At 63.1% G+C, this 17,613-nt stretch carries 19 protein-coding genes; 9 read left to right on the forward strand and 10 right to left on the reverse strand.

The window, feature by feature from the left end:
• Positions 1–263 precede the first annotated feature (263 nt).
• The 4 genes from F6X62_RS10415 to F6X62_RS10430 are packed head-to-tail and all read left to right on the forward strand — an operon-like array spanning position 264 to position 4,100.
• Positions 264–1,007, forward strand: a complete 744-nt coding sequence (locus F6X62_RS10415; protein WP_153773435.1) for a hypothetical protein — start codon at positions 264–266, stop codon at positions 1,005–1,007.
• 15 nt (positions 1,008–1,022) lie between these two features.
• Positions 1,023–1,901, forward strand: a complete 879-nt coding sequence (locus tag F6X62_RS10420; RefSeq protein WP_153773436.1) for a DUF3365 domain-containing protein — start codon at positions 1,023–1,025, stop codon at positions 1,899–1,901.
• A 13-nt stretch (positions 1,902–1,914) separates the two neighbouring features.
• Positions 1,915–3,288, forward strand: a complete 1,374-nt coding sequence (locus F6X62_RS10425; protein WP_153773437.1) for a serine/threonine-protein kinase — start codon at positions 1,915–1,917, stop codon at positions 3,286–3,288.
• Positions 3,285–4,100, forward strand: coding sequence for a PP2C family serine/threonine-protein phosphatase (locus F6X62_RS10430; RefSeq protein ID WP_256674023.1), 816 nt, complete (start codon positions 3,285–3,287; stop codon positions 4,098–4,100). Before F6X62_RS10425 ends, F6X62_RS10430 begins: the two co-directional genes overlap by 4 nt.
• A gap of 198 nt (positions 4,101–4,298) precedes the next feature.
• Here the strand turns inward: F6X62_RS10430 and F6X62_RS10435 are convergent, their stop codons facing one another.
• The 3 genes from F6X62_RS10435 to F6X62_RS10445 form a co-directional block, all read right to left on the reverse strand.
• Complete coding sequence (locus tag F6X62_RS10435; protein ID WP_012314951.1) at positions 4,299–4,748, reverse strand: carboxymuconolactone decarboxylase family protein; 450 nt, start codon at positions 4,746–4,748, stop codon at positions 4,299–4,301.
• A gap of 108 nt (positions 4,749–4,856) precedes the next feature.
• The gene (locus F6X62_RS10440; protein ID WP_153773438.1) at positions 4,857–5,522 is read right to left on the reverse strand and encodes an FMN-dependent NADH-azoreductase; all 666 of its coding nucleotides are present in this window, start codon (positions 5,520–5,522) and stop codon (positions 4,857–4,859) included.
• 28 nt (positions 5,523–5,550) lie between these two features.
• Positions 5,551–6,033 carry a GNAT family N-acetyltransferase gene (locus F6X62_RS10445; protein ID WP_153773439.1) on the reverse strand — a complete coding sequence of 161 codons (483 nt, stop codon included), beginning with the start codon at positions 6,031–6,033 and terminating at the stop codon, positions 5,551–5,553.
• Positions 6,034–6,122: 89 nt separating this feature from the next.
• Here F6X62_RS10445 and F6X62_RS10450 point away from each other — a divergent pair, with 89 nt between their 5' ends.
• A complete protein-coding gene (locus F6X62_RS10450; protein ID WP_153773440.1) occupies positions 6,123–7,559 on the forward strand; it encodes a PLP-dependent aminotransferase family protein in 1,437 nt (478 codons plus the stop codon).
• On the opposite strand, the gene F6X62_RS10455 is transcribed toward F6X62_RS10450, so the two are convergent.
• From F6X62_RS10455 to cynR, 4 genes are all read right to left on the reverse strand, one after another.
• The gene (locus tag F6X62_RS10455) at positions 7,552–8,031 is read right to left on the reverse strand and encodes a carboxymuconolactone decarboxylase family protein (protein ID WP_153773441.1); all 480 of its coding nucleotides are present in this window, start codon (positions 8,029–8,031) and stop codon (positions 7,552–7,554) included. The genes F6X62_RS10450 and F6X62_RS10455 overlap by 8 nt on opposite strands.
• 265 nt (positions 8,032–8,296) lie before the next feature.
• Positions 8,297–8,584, reverse strand: a complete 288-nt coding sequence (locus F6X62_RS10460) for a DUF3077 domain-containing protein (RefSeq protein ID WP_153773442.1) — start codon at positions 8,582–8,584, stop codon at positions 8,297–8,299.
• A 273-nt stretch (positions 8,585–8,857) separates the two neighbouring features.
• Positions 8,858–9,115: a hypothetical protein gene (locus F6X62_RS10465; RefSeq protein ID WP_153773443.1), complete on the reverse strand. Its 258-nt coding sequence runs from the start codon at positions 9,113–9,115 to the stop codon at positions 8,858–8,860.
• 506 nt (positions 9,116–9,621) lie between these two features.
• Positions 9,622–10,509, reverse strand: coding sequence for a transcriptional regulator CynR (cynR, locus tag F6X62_RS10470; protein ID WP_153773444.1), 888 nt, complete (start codon positions 10,507–10,509; stop codon positions 9,622–9,624).
• Positions 10,510–10,619: 110 nt separating this feature from the next.
• On the opposite strand from cynR, the gene F6X62_RS10475 reads away from it, so the two are divergent.
• The 3 genes from F6X62_RS10475 (at position 10,620) to F6X62_RS10485 (ending at position 12,156) form a co-directional block, all read left to right on the forward strand.
• Complete coding sequence (locus F6X62_RS10475) at positions 10,620–11,279, forward strand: carbonic anhydrase (RefSeq protein ID WP_054895306.1); 660 nt, start codon at positions 10,620–10,622, stop codon at positions 11,277–11,279.
• Between the two features lie 39 nt (positions 11,280–11,318).
• Positions 11,319–11,789, forward strand: a complete 471-nt coding sequence (gene cynS, locus F6X62_RS10480; RefSeq protein WP_054895305.1) for a cyanase — start codon at positions 11,319–11,321, stop codon at positions 11,787–11,789.
• 109 nt (positions 11,790–11,898) lie between these two features.
• Entirely contained in the window at positions 11,899–12,156 is a 258-nt protein-coding gene (locus F6X62_RS10485; RefSeq protein WP_153773445.1) for a DUF2790 domain-containing protein, read from the forward strand.
• A 189-nt stretch (positions 12,157–12,345) separates the two neighbouring features.
• Here the strand turns inward: F6X62_RS10485 and F6X62_RS10490 are convergent, their stop codons facing one another.
• A complete protein-coding gene (locus F6X62_RS10490; RefSeq protein WP_054895303.1) occupies positions 12,346–12,666 on the reverse strand; it encodes a hypothetical protein in 321 nt (106 codons plus the stop codon).
• Positions 12,667–13,034: 368 nt separating this feature from the next.
• Between F6X62_RS10490 and F6X62_RS10495 the strand changes: the two genes are divergently transcribed.
• Positions 13,035–13,460 carry a RidA family protein gene (locus F6X62_RS10495; RefSeq protein WP_153773446.1) on the forward strand — a complete coding sequence of 142 codons (426 nt, stop codon included), beginning with the start codon at positions 13,035–13,037 and terminating at the stop codon, positions 13,458–13,460.
• 120 nt (positions 13,461–13,580) lie between these two features.
• On the opposite strand, the gene tagF is transcribed toward F6X62_RS10495, so the two are convergent.
• Together tagF and tssM are read right to left on the reverse strand one after the other, a co-directional pair.
• Positions 13,581–14,294, reverse strand: a complete 714-nt coding sequence (tagF, locus tag F6X62_RS10500) for a type VI secretion system-associated protein TagF (protein ID WP_153773447.1) — start codon at positions 14,292–14,294, stop codon at positions 13,581–13,583.
• A gap of 10 nt (positions 14,295–14,304) precedes the next feature.
• Positions 14,305–17,169: a type VI secretion system membrane subunit TssM gene (tssM, locus tag F6X62_RS10505; RefSeq protein ID WP_256674024.1), complete on the reverse strand. Its 2,865-nt coding sequence runs from the start codon at positions 17,167–17,169 to the stop codon at positions 14,305–14,307.
• Positions 17,170–17,613 lie beyond the last annotated feature (444 nt).

A 17,613-nucleotide genomic window follows, 5' to 3' on the forward strand; every position in this document is an offset into this window, starting at 1 on the left:
CCATAACGAGAACACCCGCCATCGCCCTTTTATTCCATGATTTCATTCAATACATCCCCTTGAAATACATAGAAAAAATTGACGTTCATCGCACCCCGTGAATCGGTAGCCTGCGCTCATCCCGGGGTTACCCCTTCCGTACACACGATGACCGAACCGTGAACAGAACCGCGCTCCTCCCCCTCCTGGCTGGCCTGCTCCACCTCTCGCCACTGCTCGCCGCCCCAGCAGATATCGGGGTGATCAGCGCGGCGGAAAAGCCCGTGCAACTGCTGCGTGGCACGAGCGTCTACCAAGCCAGCGCCGGCACCCGCCTGCAGAGTGCCGACTACCTCGAAGCCGGCAGCACAGGCGTGCTCATCGACCAACTGGCCGGCACACGCATTGCCCTTGGCCCGCACACCCGCCTGTATCTGGAACACACTGGCAACACCACCCATCTCAACCTGCTGCAGGGCTGGCTCAAGCTGCAACCGTTGAGTGGCGTACCCCAAGGCAATCTACGGGTCAGCACCGCCAACCTGGCGCTCGATGCGAGCAAGGCCGCCAGCGTCATCCATGCCGACGCCAGTGGCACCGAAGTGTTCGTCGAAGACGGCATGGTCAGCGTCCGTGATCCGGGGCAGAAGCCGCGCGACACTGCCAGGCAGGTGCTGCGCCGCGAAGAATTTGCCCAGGCCAAGGGCCAAGGCCCCGTGAGCGCGCCGGGTCGCCCCAGTGGCGACTTCATCGGCGCGATGCCGCCCGCTTTCTTCGACCCGCTGCCCAGCGTCGCCGCCCGCAAGCTCACAGCCGACCCGCTGAACAAGCTGCGTGAGGCCAGCTTCGCCGACGCCAGCCCGCTGCTGCTCGGCCCCCTCAAGCTCAACGGCGCATCCTTGGCCACACGATTCACACCGCGCCTGGCCGATCCGGCCTTCCGCCAGGCCATCGTGCAGCGCTTCGGCGGCACGCTGGACTGGGAAACCGCGCTGTACCGATTCGAACGCAAGAACGCCACGCGCTGACACCCCGGAGCCCCCATGAAACTGACCCTGGCCGTACGCTTCAACCTGGTGTTCCTGGCCGTCTTCATCGTTGGCTTCATCGCCAGCAGCCTGTTCGCCCACTACCTGCTGCAAAAGAGCGCACGTGAAGAATCACTGGACAAGGCACGCATGCTCATGAGCGCCGCCAGCGCCAGCAGCACCTACACCGCCGAACAGATCGTGCCGCTGCTGGAGAACCGCCTGAAGTTCGAATTCCTGCCACAGTCGATCCCCTCCTTCGCCGCCACCGAACAGCTCCAGCAACTGCTCAAGACCTACCCCGACTTCCTCTACAAGGAAGCCACCCTCAACCCGACCAACCCGCGCAACAAGGCCACCGGCTGGGAAACCGAGGTGGTCGAACAGTTGCGCGGCAAACCCGACACCCAAGAACTGATCGGCGAGCGCAGCGATGGCAAAGGCCCGGCGCTGTTCGTCGCCCAGCCGATCCAGATCACCGACCCCGCCTGCCTGGCCTGCCACACCTCCCCGGAAACCGCACCGAAGACCGTGGTCGACCGCTACGGCACGCACAACGGCTTTGGCTGGAAGCTCAACGAGATCATCGGCGCACGCCTGGTCTCGGTGCCACTGGCCGTGCCGCTGCAACGCGCCAACGAGCTGTTGCACACCTTCATGCTGTCGCTGCTGGGGGTGTTCGTGTTTCTGTTCTGCGCGCTGAACGTGATGGTCCACCTGTTCGTCATCCGCCGCCTGCGGGCGATGTCGGCACTGGCCGACCGGGTCAGCCTCGGCGAAGACGACGTGCCCGAGATGGACGTCAGCGGCCACGATGAACTGGCACGCATGGGCCAATCGTTCGTGCGCATGCGCACCAGCCTGGTCAGCGCCATGAAGATGCTCGAAGAATAACCGGGAGCCCACCATGCTCGAACAACTGGGCAAGTACCGCATCGACAGCGTGCTCGGCAAAGGTGCCATGGGGACCGTGTACAAAGCCTTCGACCCGCACATCGCCCGAGTGGTGGCGCTCAAGACCATCCGCCGCGAGCTGCTCGGCGACGCCCAGCAGCACCAGTTGCTCAGCCGCTTCCAGAACGAGGCCCAGGCCGCCGGGCGCCTGAGCCACCCGAACATCGTCGCGGTGTACGACTACGGCGAAGACGACGGCGCAGCCTACATCGCCATGGAGTTCGTCGACGGCATCGCCCTCAACACCCGCCTGCAGAACCAGGAGCCGCGCCAGTTGGCCCAGGTGCTGGGCTGGATGCGCCAACTGCTCGGCGCCCTGCACTACGCCCACGCCAAGGGCGTGGTACACCGCGACGTGAAACCCGCCAACCTGCTGATCACCGCCGACGACCAGGTCAAGGTCACCGACTTCGGCATCGCCCGCATCGACACCTCGGTGCTGACCCAGACCGGCTCGATGATCGGCACGCCCAGCTACATGTCGCCCGAGCAGTTCTGCGGCGAGCTGGTGGATGGCCGCTCCGACGTGTTCTCGGCGGGCATCGTGCTGTACCAGTTGCTCACCGGCGAGCGCCCGTTCTCGGGTTCCGCGACCATGGTGATGCAGCAGATCCTCAACCAGACCCCGGTGCCGCCGTCGAGCCTGAACCCGACCCTCGACCCGCAGTTCGACCAACTGATCCGCCAGGCCCTGGCCAAGCGCCCGGACGAGCGCTTCGCCTCGGCGCAGGACTTCCTCGACGCCCTGGAAGCCCTGTCCGGCCCACAGACTCTGGGCAGCGTGGAACTGGACGACGACCGCACCCGGCTGCTGATGCCCGCCTCGTTCAGCCACGCCAGCCTGGGCAGCGCGCCGACCAGCAGCAGTGAAGCGGCGGACACACTGACCCCGTGGAAACGCCAGGTCCGCCCGCAGCTCGAATCGCTGCTGTCGCAACAGATCGGCCCACTGGCGCGCCTGCTGGTCAAGCGCAGCCTGGCCAGCGCCGACGACTTCGCCAGCCTGCGCAGCGCCCTGCTGCCGCACATTCCCTCCGAGCGTGGCCGCGAGCAGTTCGTCGCCGCCACCGAAGCGCTGCTGCCCTCGACCGAAACCCTGCCAGCCCAAGTCACCCTGGTCAGCCAACCCGGCACGCCAGAAGCGTTGGACCCCGCATTCCTGGAGGCCAGCGAAGCGCGCCTGACCTACCTGATCGGCCCCATCGCCCGCATCGTCATGCGCCGTGCCCTGCCCCGCGCCAGCACCCGCCAGGCGCTGTTGCAGACCCTGGCCGAACACATCCCCGACCCCGCCCAACGCAGCGCCTTTCTCGAGGAGCAGCCATGAGCGCGCCACAAAACCACATGGCCACCGCGCCCTGCCTGCTGCGCGGCGGCATCGCCTTCGGTCACAGCGACACCGGCCCGGTGCGCCAGCACAACGAAGACCACTTCCTGATCGACCCACGCCTGGAACTGCTGGCCGTCGCCGACGGCATGGGCGGCCACCAGGCCGGCGCCCTGGCCAGCGCCCTGGCCCTGGAGTCGCTGCGCGATTGCCTGGCGCACCAACTGGCGCACGTCACCCACACCTCCAGCGACCCCGACGCCACCTGCCAAGTGCCCTCGATGCAGGCCCTGAGCGCGCTGCACGAGGCGCTCGAAGCGGTCAACACCCGCTTGTACGCGCACAACCACACCCGCCAGCTCAGCGAAGGGCGTGGCATGGGCACCACCCTCACCGGCGTCTGGCGCCCGCAGGCCGGTGGGCCGTTGTTGGCGTTTCATGTTGGAGATAGCCGCCTGTATCGCTATCGACACGGTGAGCTGGAGCAGTTGAGCCGCGACCAGACCTGGTACCAGCAAGCGCTGGACGCCGGGCATTTCGATCGGCTGCCGGCGCGCAACGTGCTATTGCAGGCGATCGGGCCAGCGCCGCGGGTGGAGCCGCAGGTGTGGGTGCAGGCGGTGCAGGCGGAAGATTTGCTGATGTTGTGCAGTGATGGGGTTCATGGGTGTGTGCCGCATCATGAGATGGCGCGGGTGCTGGAAGGTGCCGGGCGGGAGAGTCTGGAGGGGAGTAGTCAGCGGTTGATTCAGTTGGCGGCGGAGTATGGGGGGCGAGATAACGCTACGGTGGTGTTGGTGAAGTTTGAGTGAGAGATGGTAGGGGCTGGCCTCACAGGATTGCTGGCATTTTCGAAAATGGTGCGTTACCTGGGGCCGAGTTGGGCCCCCAAGGCTGTTCATTAGCGAATCGTTCGGCAAGGGCAGCAATTGGCCTGAAGCAGACGGTACGCGATACAAGCGATGTGCCGTCTCCGAAGTACTACCTCTCCAGGCCGAGTCACTAGGTCATCAAGCCCTAGCCGCAGGTTTGAGTCGGAAGCTGACGCCCATACGGTTGAACGCATTCATCGCGGCAATGGCCGCTGTCAGGTCAACAAGATCCTTTTCTGCAAACATCGCCGATGCGGCTGCATAAGCTTCGTCGGATACCTGTGTCTCGCTTACCCTGGTGACTTCTTCCGCCCAAGCCAGTGCTGACCGCTCCTGATCCGAGAACAAATATTGCGCTTCATGCCATACCGGCACTAACAGCACCTTGTCCACTGACATACCTGCTTTGATCAGATCGCGTGAGTGAAGATCAATGCAATGAGCGCAGCCGTTGATTTGAGACACCCTGAGAAACACGAGGTGGATCAACGAGGCTGGCAAATTTGTCGCGGTGGTCACGAAATGATGCAGGCCGCCGAGGGCCTTAGCTGCACCAGGCGAAGCTTCAAACCAATTGAGACGATTCATGATTTTTCCTTTGTATGAGCGATGAAGCGCGTGGCCGCTTGTTCGCATACGGCCCAGTTGAGATACAAACCCAAGCGCTTGGTGTAGATGTCGGCCTTGAAGCGGACTTTAGACTTGACCTACTCGACAGCTATGCCTGCCAAAGAACGCCTGTACATCACCGTACCCTGTTGCCCTTCCAGTACTCAGTGACTCCCCCCCCTTGGCGGTACCCTCAACGGAGAAATAATGCACCTGAGTGAGACCAATGGTGGCGAGGACGGCCGACAGGTAGGGGCGCAGAAAGTCCGGTTGACGTGCCTGTGGACCGCTGATGTGGCCCCCGCTAGCGATTGCGACGTAGACCGGTCGATCCGTCAGCTTTCCGACTTTACCTTTGGCGGTGCCAACAAAGGTTTTACCTACGCGTACCACCTGGTCGATCCACATCTTGAGTGGGGCGGGCACGCTGTAGTTGTGCATCGGCGTGGCAATCAGCAGTACGTCGCATGCTTGCAGTTGGTCGATCAATTCGTTGGAACGGCTCAACGTACTGTCCCGCCCGCTTACCGTGACTATGCGCTGATTGGCTAATGCCTGGGCGTAAGACGCATCGACGGGTGCCAAGGCGTTGAGATCTAGATCGGTCAACTGGATACCCCTTCTGCCGGCCTCGGTGGCCAAGCCAAACAGGATCTGCTGCGACAGCTTCAGACTTTCCGAATGGTTTGCGTTGGGGCTGGCGACCAGGCGAAGAACGCGCAAAGGAGCAAGTAGCGGTCGGGACGATGTCATGATGTTTGCCTCCTTGGATGTGTGCGGGTTATGGCGTATCGAACTGTTTTTGAAAGCGCATTGCCCCAGTCAACAGGCCTTCACGGAAGTAGAAACGTTGCGCTCGAGCGTTGGCCAAACCTGTGTCGAGCACCAGGCGCGCGCAGCCGCTGGCGCGGGCCAGTCGTTCCAAGGCTTGCAACAAGCGCGCCCCCCACTGGCCACCCCGATGAGCCTCGGCGGTGACAAGGTCATCGACATACAGGAATGCGCCGTAGACCAGGTTTTCCTGTAGGCGGTAACCAGCCAATGCCACAAGGACGCCTGAGTCATACGCGCCAATGAGGTGATAGCCTTCAACACGCATAGGCTCGATGCGGCTGGTGAAGTCGGCTTCGCTGGTCAGATGAGAGCGCAATTGCTGCATTAACGGGAATGCGCCGCACAGGTCATGGATGTTGTCCAAGGGACGCAGGGCCGTGTCGGCCAAGTCGAGCACGCTGGGTATGAAGTTGGTCAACGTAGATGTCATGGGATTGGCCTCATGCGTAAGTGATGGCGCTATATTGGACTACCATTGACCCACTTGATTGAGCCAAGAAATGGGATACGAACTAGTCCATGATGACTTCGCCAAAACCGCCTTTCGCCCCCTTGGAAGAGCAGTCCGCTCTGCCTCTGTATCGCCAACTCTACGACCGCGTGCTGGCCGCCATTGCCGCCGGCACGTTGTCCGCCGGTGACCGCTTGCCGTCGGCGCGCGCCATGGCCAAGGAGCTGGGTGTGGCCCGTGGTACCGTCGAACTGGCCTATTCACTGCTAGCCAGCGAGGGCTACCTCCTTGCGCTCGGGCAGAAAGGCACCGTGATCAATCCTGAACTGCAGAAGCCCGGGTTGGCGGCCAGCACAGCACCCGTCAGCAGCCGGGTGATCGAAGATTCCCCTGATTCGCTCTGGCGTCCACCGCAGCTGTTGCCATTCCAGATGGGGGTGCCGGCGCTGGATGCTTTTCCGCGCAAGATATGGGCGCGTCTGGGTGCCCGGTATCTACGCGGGATGCGTCCGGGAGACCTGGACTATCCGGCACCCCACGGCCTGCCAGCGTTGCGCAGCGCCATCGCATCGTATCTTCAGGTATCCCGAGGCATCGATTGCGGTGCCCACCAAGTCTTTATCACCAGTGGTTGGCGCAATAGCCTGACGTTGATCGCGCATACCTTGTTGCAGCCAGGGGCGCGAGCCTGGGTGGAAGACCCGGGCTATCCCCCCACGCGCCAAGTGCTTCGCCAATTCGGACTGGAGCTGGAAGCGGTGCCGGTTGATGCCGATGGCATGAATGTAGAGCATGCCATCGCGGGTGGCCGGGCTACGCAGGTCGCCATGGTGACACCGGGCCATCAGAGCCCGCTGTCGATGGCACTGTCGTTGCCACGCCGACAACTGCTATTGGATTGGGCTGCCCGCACCGGGGGGTGGATTGTCGAGGACGACTACGACGGCGAGTATCGCTACGTCAGCCGTCCACTCCCAGCGCTGGCCAGCTTGGATCGCCATGGGCGCGTGCTGTATGCCGGCACCTTCAGCAAGGTGCTGTTTCCCAGCCTTCGCCTGGCTTATCTGGTGGTGCCGCAGGCGCAGGTGGCAGCGTTCGAGCGCGTCGGCCGGGCCTTGTTCGCTGCCGGGTCACCGTCAATTACCCAGGCCATGGTGGCGGAGTTCATTGCCGAAGGACACTTTGCCCGGCATATCCAACGCATGCGCCGCATCTACAACGAGCGACGGGCATTGACCATCGAAGCACTGGAGCGAAGTTTGCCGCAGGGTATGCAGGTGGAGCGCTCGCCGGGCGGTATGCACCTGGTACTACGTTTGCCGAAGGACGTAAACGACACCGCCCTGGCCGAGCAGTTGCTGGGCAGGGGCATGTCGGTACAGGCGCTGTCGCGCTGGGCTGCCTCGTCGCAGCGTCAGTCGGGTCTGCTCCTGAGCTTTACCAACTGCGCCACGGCTGCTCCTGGCGAGCAGCTTGGCGCAGTGATCAGCACGTTACTCAGTTGAGGTTGGCCTTGCTCAGGCCGAACAGTTCATCGGATGAGCCCGGGATGGCCTGGAAAGCTACGTTGAGGCGGTTCCAGCCGTTGATGGCGACGATCAGGAAGGACAGATCCGACAGATCGTGCTCGGAAAACTGCTCGCGCACACGCGCATAGAGGCTGTCGGAGATACCATGAGGCGATAACTGGGTCAGGGCTTCAGTCCACTCCAGCGCCGCTCGCTCTACGGGCGTAAACAGCTGCGACTCACGCCAGACGGCGACGTGGTGAAGACGCAGCTCGCGCTCGCCATGGATCTTCGCCTCTTTCACATGCATATCCACGCAGAACGCACAGCCGTTGAGCTGCGAAGCCCGCAACATGATCAGGTGGGCAAGATCGACCATCAACGGCTTCTTGCTCAGTTGCAGGGTCAACTCCACCAGTTTGTTGGACGCTTGGGGAGACAGCTTGAAGTAATCAAGGCGGTTGTTCATGGGCAGGTACTCGCAGTGGGTTAGTGTCCGTTGGAGCCCACTCTAGCCACGCTTGGACTAGCCACACAGAGCCAAGATGGTGATTTCGAACTAGACCATCCCTGTAGCGAAGTGCGCCATGATGATCCCGTCGAGCAGTAGAGTCGCAGAGGCGCTACAGGCCTCTTGCTGCTCTTTCGCGGACGGCAGCTTTGGGTCGGAAGCTGTCATCCGAAGACGTAGCCGTAGATCCTAACGGACAACTCTGAACCGTCCAACCTCTACCTCAATCGCTTTCATGCATCCCCCTATGCGCATCATCCATCAACGCCTTGGCCATCTCGCTGAGGTAATGCGCCGCCCAAACCAGCACCGGTTCGTCGTCCATCACCCCGATGAACGATGCCCGCCGCGCGCTAGCCAGTAGTTCAGAAGCCTGTTGCAGCGCGTGGTCGGCGCAGTTGCCGGGTTCTACGCGGAACAGGTGTTTGCCTTTGACTTCGCTTTCCAGGCAGGTGGTGGTGCCGACGGTCCAGCCGAGCTTGCCGAGGTGGTCTGGTGAGTCCTTGTCCATGGGGAAGTCCTTCGAGGTGCTGTGAATGGGGTGGGTGTGCGAGGGCAACGGTGATGGTGTAGGGCAATTGGCTGTGCTGAACCAATGCTGGCCTCTTCGCGGGTAAACCCGCTCCCACAGGTACTCCGCTGATTTTGAGTACAGCGGGGTACCTGTGGGAGCGGGTTTACCCGCGAAGCAAGCGATGCGGTGTATGGCACGGGCGTTGCCCGTGATCGCGGGGCAAGCCCGCTCCCACAGAGGCCCTGCAAGCCTTTTGGAAATGAGTACGGACTAATGCAGGGATAGCGGCCGAGCTCGACTCTTGAGCTGCACCTGCGCCAACGCGCACTCCAACAGCGAGCGCACGGCGTCGAGCTCGTGCATCACGCTGAGCAGCATGATCGTGGCGTGGGATTTGGGGAGGGAGGTGATCGACTGGTTGGCTACCGCCAGGCCACACAGGGTGTATTCCATGGCTTCGACCAGGGTGTCTTCGAGGTAGTCGGGGGCTTCTGTAGTGTGCGGTGGGTCGGGGACTATCTTGAGCATGGCGTGATCTCGTCTATTAGATTGAACCACCACGACACCACTTGCATTTGATGGGTGGCGGCTACGTACAGGTCTGCAAGACCGGAAGACGAGAAAACCGGCAGATCCGAAGATCTCCCGCACGTAGCCACCATAGACGGCGTGACCGAGTAGGCTCGGCCAGCGAAGGTAGTCTCATCTTCGGGCTTGCAGGCCCGGTCGTTGATTTGGCAACGACCCGGCGAGACTAGTCGTCATCTGGATGATGCAAAAGCGGACGGAGGATGCTTGGGAAAGGACCTACATGAAATAGCGAAAATCTGATTCGTTCGCGTAGGAAGTCACCTGATTTCGGGGTGAGTTGCTTGCTGGAGGGTAGTAGTACACATCAGTGCGCCGTCAGCGGCTAGAAAGCAGTAGGGGCTTCCCTCTCCTGCCAGTCTCCGCTTCGTAGGTCGGCTAGGCCATCTTCGTGCACTTGCCATTGGGCCCTGTTGCGCACGCACATCCTGCGGTCGCGCAAACCCTCACTGATCAAGATCGCTGGATATTTCTTTAGCCAGCTCGATGAAGACACGCACCGCTGCACTCAGAAAGGCGTCTTTGCGCCGCATCAGAACGGCCCGTCGCTGCAAGCGCTCCGGCTCCAGTGTGATGGCCACCAGGTCGTCATGGGCCAACGCAATTCTGGCAGGCAATAAGGTCGAGAGATTCGTCCGGCGAACGATCTCGATCACTGCGCTGAGGGCATTGGCCTCCATCTGCACCTTGGGACGAATCTCATATTTGCGGCAGTAGCGGTCGATTTGCTCACGAGTGGCAAACTCTGTGCTGAGCAAGACCAAAGACTCAGCACTCAGGCCGTGCGAGGTAATGGAGCTTGCCTCGGCCAGGCGGTGTCTGCGGTTCATGACCAAAGCAAGCGTTTCGTTCAGCAAGGGGATGGCTTCGATATCCGGCGCATGTATTTCATCAAATGCGATCCCTACGTCCAGCTCTCCCGCCAACAGCAACTCCTCGATACGCTCCTGGGAAATCTCTCTCAGGTTGACGGTGATCTTGGGGTATCTGGAGTGAAATGCCTCGATCAGCGGCCCCACCAGATAGGTCGTGAACGTCGGCGTTAGCGCAACACGCAATGAGCCACGGCTGAGGTCGCTGACATCATGTATAGCCCTTTTGGCTTCCTGCAATTCCTGATACGCACGGCGCACATAGAGAAGATAGACATCCCCCGCGTCAGTCAAACGCGTCGTGCGGCCTGATCGGTCGAACAACTGGGCTCCCAGGCTCTCTTCCAACTGCCTTACTTGCTGAGAAAGCGCCGGCTGAGAGACATGCAGCGCTGCTGCGGCCTTCGTGAAACTGAGATGTTCTGCAACGGCAAGGAAGTACTGTATGTGGCGAGCGAGCATGCCTATACCCATAAGATAATCTGATCCAACTCATAATAAATGAGACTTTTACCTTATGCCATGCACTGCTTAATCTCCGTCTCACACCCAGCGACATCGAGACAGCAACCATGAAAGCGATCATCGACGGATTTCTGAAGTTTCAAAAAAACGCCTTTCCTGAGCGGGTCAAACTGTTCAAGGACCTTGCCAATCAGCAGGCGCCAAAGGCTCTCTTCATCTCCTGCTCTGATAGCCGACTGGTGCCTGAACTGGTCACCCAACGCGAGCCAGGCGATCTGTTTGTAATCCGCAACGCCGGCAATATCGTGCCCTCGTATGGGCCAGAGCCGGGTGGGGTTTCGGCGTCGGTCGAATACGCGGTCGCCGGACTCAAGGTTGCAGACATCGTGATCTGCGGCCACTCCGACTGCGGCGCGATGACCGCCATCGCCACCTGCAAATGCCTGGATCACATGCCCGCCGTAGCCAGCTGGTTGCGGTATGCCGACTCAGCCAAGGTAGTCAATGAGGCCCGTCAGCACGCGGATGGCCCAAGCAAGGTTGCTTCCATGGTGCGCGAAAACGTGGTCGCGCAGTTGGCCAACATCCAGACCCACCCCTCCGTGCGCCTGGCGCTCGAAGAAGGCCGCGTGACCCTGCATGGTTGGATCTATGACATCGAGACCGGACGTATCGACGCTTTTGATGGCAGCACCGGCACCTTCGTGTCTCTCGCGGAAAACCCAGAAGTCCACGCCGTTTCCCAGCCGGCCAGGCACGTCGCCTGAAGCCTGTACCTGCACCTTTTCTTACCCAGGAGATTCACCATGATCCAGACTCAAGCCACCCGCACCGCTCGCCAGGAACTGACCGAAGTCATCATTCAGGCCAAGGCTCGCAAGGACCTGTCCTTTGCGCAAATCGTTGACGGTACGGGCCTGTCCGAGGCCTTTGTCACCGCAGCCTTGCTTGGCCAGCATCCGTTGCCTGAAAGCGCCGCGAAGGTCGTAGGCGAAAAGCTCGATCTCGATGCTGATCAAGTCGCACTGCTGCAATCGATGCCGATCCGCGGCAGCTTCTTCGACGGCGTGCCGAGCGACCCTACCATCTACCGCTTCTACGAAATGATGTCGGTGTATGGAACCACCCTCAAAGCGCTGGTCCACGAGAAGTTCGGCGACGGCATCATCAGTGCCATCAACTTCAAGCTGGACATCAAGAAAGTCGAAGATCCGGACGGTGGCCACCGCGCTGTGATTACCCTGGACGGCAAGTACCTGCCTACCAAGCCTTTCTGATGTAGCTCAGCCCGGCGCCATAACGCGCCGGGCCATCCCCCACATTCATGACGACTGAGCGCCGATCGGATGCTCAGGCCTTCTTACGCCCTCAGTACAGGTGATCACCATGAAACTCTTACTCGTTTTGTTCCTAGGCTGCCTTGGTTCTGTTGCCGTGGCCAATGACCAAGGTACTCGAACTGCACCAATGACGGTTGAACCCTATCGCTACTCTCAGAACCTGGATATCGCGCACGTTGTGGCTGTTACGCCGGTGCCCAATGTCTGCGAAGTTGTGCCGATGCAGCTGACTTACGACGACTCCAATGGCGAGCGGCATATCATGGAGTACAGAATCGTGGGGAATGGCTGTGCCAACAACTGATGCGCCGACCATACTGCAGCTCGACAGGCAGTTCCTGGACATCAGGGCAGATGGGATCGAGGCTTGGCATCCTGTATGGACGCAAGCCCACTGCGAAAATCGCTGTGGGCTTTTTGCTTCCGACAGAGGGTGATCTGCCGACTCGTCTGCGGGACGGGAATCTGGACGGCAGACGACCCTCCTGAAACTTCAGAGCCTGTACTCAATGGTGTAGGACTCATCCTCTCTCGGTTCTATCGTAATAGGAATGCCGAAGAGCTTTCCTCGACAATCACTGACGCTACACCGATACACATTTCCCTGCTGGAGCTGATTCCAGAGCCCTTCGTCATGTATCGCAATCTGCAACACACGGTTGTTCGGATCCTCTCTGACCTGAGCAACGTGATGGTCCAGGTCGCACCCGAATTCAGCAGTAGTAAACTCGGGATCGTAGCCGATCAGCACACCGTGCCTTTTCAGGTCCTCCCGAATACGCTCAATCACGTCGTCTGCTTCTTGTTTTAGCATGATCGTTATCTCGCGGTGTTGTACTCATCAAAACTCTAGCTGACCCTGATGGTTTTCGTTGTTTATCGTGCAATCAACGACTCACCCTCATTCCTGAAATTCCCCACCGCCTTAGCGGGAGCTGGCGGTAGCGGGTGACTGCTTTCGCCCCATTACGGACACTGAAAAATCGCGTTTCGTAAGTGCGACGCCCACTCTGTAGGAGCGGGTTTACCCGCGAAGGAGGCGATGCGGTGCATGGCACGGGCGTTGCCCGTGATCGCGGGCAAGCCCGCTCCCACAGAGGCCCTGCAAGCCCTTTGAAACACACTTGACCTCAAGTTGACTCGAGGTTGCAGACTGCCCGCTCTTTCTTCTGGAGCAATCCCATGTCCGCAGATTCCCGCCCCGCATTCGCGCTGTCCAATCCACCCGGGCTGTACGACCCGAGCAGCAACGGTTACTCCCACGTCGCCGCAGTAGCACCTGGAGCCAGGCTGTTGTTCATTGCCGGGCAAGGTGGCGAGGATGGCGACGGGCGACTGCCCGCCGAGTTTGCCGCGCAGGCCAGGCAGGCACTGGCCAACCTGGACACGGCGCTGCGGTCGCAGGGCGCGAGCTTGCAACAGGTGTTCAAGCTGACCTTGTTGATCGTCGATCATGATGAGCATCGCTTGCGTGAATGGGTCAGCGAAGCGAATCGGGTCTGGGAAAGCGGGCATCCGGTCTGCACCCTGATCCCCGTTCCACGGCTGGCGCTGGATGGCATGCTGGTGGAGATCGATGCGGTGGCCGCTTGCTGTGAAGCGGTTTGAGATGGATCTGACGTGACCCGCCGTGCCTGACACGGCGGTGTCTTTTTCGCGGGCAAGCCCGCTCCCACAGGTACCTCGCTGTACTCAAGATCAGCGGTGAGGGCGGTGCAGGTATGAAGCTCAAGCCGCGCCGCCACCCTCCCCGCCCAACATGCCAACGAACCACCCCGCCCCCGGCAAGCCCCGGCTCACCAGCAGCGTCGGCGCCACCTGCGGCCCGCCCTCGGTCCAGAACAAGGCATGCCCGGCCAACGACCGCTGCCCCGCCAGCCCGTCCAGTTGCATCAACCACTGTTCGACCGCCTGCGCCATTCCGTCCTGCTCCGGCAACGCCGACCACATCGCGCCCATCGCCGGCTGCCCCCACGCGGGCGCGATGCTTGCGGGCTCTGGCCGTGACGGCGCGGGCAACTGGCTGAGGTCGCGGTCGAAGCGCTCCAGCACGAACCCCGCCTCCAGGGTCGACAATGCCAGGCGCTCCACTTCGGCGTACCACGCGCCGTCGCGCCGCAGGCGCTCCAGCACTGGAATGTCCGGCCCGCCATAGGCCAGGGTCAGGGGAAAATAACGCCCCACCCGGTCGACACTGGGCATCATCACGCCAGCCCAGGCGGGCTCGCCGCACACCCCGGCGGCCAGGGCGAAATGCCAGATCGGGCTGCAGCGGTAGGCCTGCTCCCACCCAGCTCCCAGGCGCTCGCGGCTGGCGCGCAGGCCGGCCTGCAACCAGTCATCCCAACCTCGCACGAAGGCGGGCGACAGGCGTCGGCTGAGAAAATCGCCATGGGTCACCAGCTTGCCGTAGAAGCCGGTGCGCGAAACGCGCTGTTCCAAGGGCCTCACCTCACAACCGCGCCGGGCAACGGAACTGCTCCAGCGCGTCGCGGCGGAACGGGTTGATCACGCTGCTGGCGCGTAGCGTGTAGCTCACCTTGTGCCCGCCCAGGTTGAACGTGAGCAGGAAGCGCTCACCCGATTCACCGCTGACCTGCCCCTGGTCAAGCAAACGCAACCAGGCCCAAGGGCCGTCGCTGCGCAGGTCGCTACCAGCGGGAGACTGCAATTGCACGCGGTCGCTGCCTTTGCCGCTGGGCAACACGATCGGCGTGAATCCCGTATCGCCGCCAGGCACGAACGTCACCGGCTGGCCAGCGATATCCAGCGTCACCTGGCCCAATGCGGGGTCGACGGTCAGGGGTTGCACGTCGAAGCGCAGCGAGGGCTGACGGGCACCGGCGACGAAGAACATGTCGCGCAGGCGGGCGCCGCGCTGGAACTGGTCGAGCACCTCCTGAGGGATGCTCAGCGGCGCGCTGCCGTTGGCGCGCCAGCGCCATTGGCTACTGCTCATGTCGACGTAAGGCGCGAGGTTGCGGCTGAAGAAGTCGTCCATGATGCCGCCGGGGCCGAAGAAGCGGCCAAAATCGTCGGCGGTGACGTCGCGGCTGGCACCGCGCACCAGCGGGTAGCGCCCGGCGATGGCATCGCGGCAGAACGGCGCGCCATTGGCCACCCACAGGGCATTGAGGCGTTCGCGCTCGTTGCCGAGGGTCAGCGCGCTGCCGCCACTGTCGACTGCGCGCAGCACCTCGGACAAGGGGGCTGGCTGCTCGGTTGCGGCGCGCTTGATGCGCCCAAGCACCTCCCCGCTGGGCGCTGGCGTGCCACTGCGGCGGGCATTTTCGGCGCTGTCGAAGAACTGCGCGGCGTCCTTGAGCAGGGCCAGGCTTTCGTCCAGCGACGCCGGGGTGGCGCTGCCCGCCAGGGCATGCAGGGCGGCGAAGTGCTGGTCCACTGGGTTGCCGGTGGCAGCCGGCGCGGGGGCCGGGGCGCTGTCGGACAACGCATTTTCCAGGCGCTTGCGGGCACTGTCGAGGCGTTCGCGCAGGGCGCGGTCGACCGGGTTGCCGGCGCTGTCGCCGGGAGTGTCGGCCAGCACGCCTTCGAGGGTGGTCTCGCGTGCGGCGGCCTGGAGGAAGGCGCGCAGCGGCGAGTCGGCGGCGGCCAGAGCATTACTCACCTGCGCCGCCTGGCCGAGGCTGGCCAGGGGCACCAGTTGCACGTCGGCCAGGTAGGCATCCCACTGGCGGATGTAGTCTGCGTAGTACAGCTCAAGCACCGCAGCGCCCAGGCGCGCACCATCGCCCGCGCCGAGGGCCGCTTCCTGGCGGTCGAGCACCCAGCTGTCGCGGGCCATGTCGGCCACGGCGCGCTCGCGCCTGGCCAGCAAGGCGCGGTAGCCAGCCACGCTGTACACCCCGCTGACACCGCGCGACAGCGGCAAGCCGCTGCGCCGCACCAGCAACGAGGAGGCATCGCGCCCGCCGGCAGCGTTGACGCTTTGCTCGGCCAGCCCGGCCTGGGCCACCTGGCGCTTGAGGCGATTGTAGATGCGCTGCGACAGCGGCATGCCCGCCAGGGTCAAGCGGGTCTTGGCGATCAGGTCGGCATCGAGCTGTACCGGCTCGGCGTCGGCGTCTTCGAGCAGCGCGGCGACATGCGCCCATAGTTGCTGGCGCTGCGCCTCGCTGGCCTGGGGCAGCTCGCGGCGCCAGTCGACATCGACCCAGGCCTGCACCGAGGCGGCATCGAAGAACTGGCGCTGGCCGAGCATCAGGTACACGCGCAGGGTTTCGTAGAGGAAGTCCTGGTTGCTGGCATCGCCCCGGCGCAAGGCGCTCTCCAGGTTGCCGACGATCGACGGCAGCAGGGTGCTGCGCAGCAGGCGGTGGTACAGCGCCACGGCCCCGGCACCGAGCTTGTCACCCTGGTACAAACCAAAACGCTCAAGCAGCGGCACACCCTCCCCGCGCTGGTCGTAACCTGCGGGCAAGGCGCGGGCAGCGTCGAGCAGCGGCAACGCCTGCAGCACGTTGCCCTCAGCCGGCAGCGCCTTGGCCAGTTGCGCCACCTCGGCGGTACGTTGCGCGGCGGTATCGACCAGCACGCGGTTGCGCTGGTAACTGAGCGCCATGCCCAGCGCCAGCAGCAGCGTCAGCACCGCGACCAGCACCATCCCCGCGCGCAACCATTGGCGGCGGCGCTGCTCCTGGCGCGGGTCGAGCCCGGCAAGGCCCACTTCCTTGAAGATCACCTCGCGCAGCAGCCGGGTGATGAAGTAGCTGCGCCCACTGGCGTACCCGGCAGGCAGCACTTTGCGCCCCAGGCCGAAGGCGGCGGCCAGCGAGGCCAGCACCCGGTCGATCGGGCTGCCTTCCTGGGTGCCGCTGGTGAAGTACACCCCGCGCAGGCGGGTCGGAGCCTGGAAGCGGTTGGGTTCGAACACCGTGCGCAGGAAGCCCGCCAGCACGTCGCCCATGCCGGCGAACTGCTGCGGGAAGCTGTACAGCAAGGCACGTCGCGACAGGTCGCGCTCCTGCTGCATGCGCTCGAGCACGCGCACCTGCAACTGCCGCTCCAGCGCCTCGAACTCGGCCGGGAAGCCCGCCAGCGCCGCTCCCGGCTGCTCACTCTGGGCCAGCGGGAAGGTCACGCCCCACACCTGGCTGCGCTCATCGCGCCCGAAGTGCTCGAAGTACTCGGCAAAACCGGCCAGCAGGTCGCACTTGGTCACCACCACGTACACCGGGAAGCGCACGCCCAGGCGTTCGTGCAGCTCGTCGAGGCGCGCGCGGATCGCCGTAGCCTGGCGCTGGCGCTCGGCCTCGCCTTGTTGCAGCAGGTCGCTGACGCTCAGGGTGACGATCACGCCGTTGACCGGGCTGCGTCGGCGGTGCCTTTTTCAGCAGGTCGAGAAAACCGCGCCAGGCTGCCTTGTCGACCTCGGCGTCGCTGTCTTGGGTGGTGTATCGCCCGGCGGTGTCCAGCAGCACGGCTTCGTCGGTAAACCACCAGTCGCAGTGGCGCGTGCCGCCGATGCCGCCGATGGCCGTGGCGCCGTGGGTTTCGCTGAGCGGGAATTGCAGGCCGGAGTGGGTCAACGCAGTGGTCTTGCCGCTGCCTGGGGCGCCGACGAACAGGTACCACGGCAACTGGTACAGGTACTGCCCGCCCGGTTTCCAGCCGGGGCTGGCCTTGCGCAGCACGGCCATCGCCTCGCGCATGCGCTCGGCCAGGTGCGCCACCTCGGCCTGCGAGGCGCGCGCCGAGGCGGGTTCCCCGGCCTGCTCCTCGGTGACCCCGGCCATCAGCA

The organism is Pseudomonas sp. MNR3A, from assembly GCF_009650575.1.
GTDB lineage: Bacteria > Pseudomonadota > Gammaproteobacteria > Pseudomonadales > Pseudomonadaceae > Aquipseudomonas > Aquipseudomonas machongensis.

Excerpts from the sequence above, each read along its gene's own strand:
- F6X62_RS10435 (WP_012314951.1), bottom strand. The coding sequence starts at position 4,748 with ATGAATCGTCTCAATTGGTTTGAAGCTTCGCCTGGTGCAGCTAAGGCC.
- F6X62_RS10440 (WP_153773438.1), bottom strand. The coding sequence starts at position 5,522 with ATGACATCGTCCCGACCGCTACTTGCTCCTTTGCGCGTTCTTCGCCTG.
- F6X62_RS10475 (WP_054895306.1), top strand. The coding sequence starts at position 10,620 with ATGAAAGCGATCATCGACGGATTTCTGAAGTTTCAAAAAAACGCCTTT.
- F6X62_RS10450 (WP_153773440.1), top strand. The coding sequence starts at position 6,123 with ATGATGACTTCGCCAAAACCGCCTTTCGCCCCCTTGGAAGAGCAGTCC.
- F6X62_RS10460 (WP_153773442.1), bottom strand. The coding sequence starts at position 8,584 with ATGGACAAGGACTCACCAGACCACCTCGGCAAGCTCGGCTGGACCGTC.
- F6X62_RS10490 (WP_054895303.1), bottom strand. The coding sequence starts at position 12,666 with ATGCTAAAACAAGAAGCAGACGACGTGATTGAGCGTATTCGGGAGGAC.
- F6X62_RS10420 (WP_153773436.1), top strand. The coding sequence starts at position 1,023 with ATGAAACTGACCCTGGCCGTACGCTTCAACCTGGTGTTCCTGGCCGTC.
- cynS (WP_054895305.1), top strand. The coding sequence starts at position 11,319 with ATGATCCAGACTCAAGCCACCCGCACCGCTCGCCAGGAACTGACCGAA.
- cynR (WP_153773444.1), bottom strand. The coding sequence starts at position 10,509 with ATGCTCGCTCGCCACATACAGTACTTCCTTGCCGTTGCAGAACATCTC.
- F6X62_RS10495 (WP_153773446.1), top strand. The coding sequence starts at position 13,035 with ATGTCCGCAGATTCCCGCCCCGCATTCGCGCTGTCCAATCCACCCGGG.
- F6X62_RS10425 (WP_153773437.1), top strand. The coding sequence starts at position 1,915 with ATGCTCGAACAACTGGGCAAGTACCGCATCGACAGCGTGCTCGGCAAA.
- F6X62_RS10445 (WP_153773439.1), bottom strand. The coding sequence starts at position 6,033 with ATGACATCTACGTTGACCAACTTCATACCCAGCGTGCTCGACTTGGCC.
- F6X62_RS10485 (WP_153773445.1), top strand. The coding sequence starts at position 11,899 with ATGAAACTCTTACTCGTTTTGTTCCTAGGCTGCCTTGGTTCTGTTGCC.
- F6X62_RS10430 (WP_256674023.1), top strand. The coding sequence starts at position 3,285 with ATGAGCGCGCCACAAAACCACATGGCCACCGCGCCCTGCCTGCTGCGC.
- F6X62_RS10465 (WP_153773443.1), bottom strand. The coding sequence starts at position 9,115 with ATGCTCAAGATAGTCCCCGACCCACCGCACACTACAGAAGCCCCCGAC.
- F6X62_RS10455 (WP_153773441.1), bottom strand. The coding sequence starts at position 8,031 with ATGAACAACCGCCTTGATTACTTCAAGCTGTCTCCCCAAGCGTCCAAC.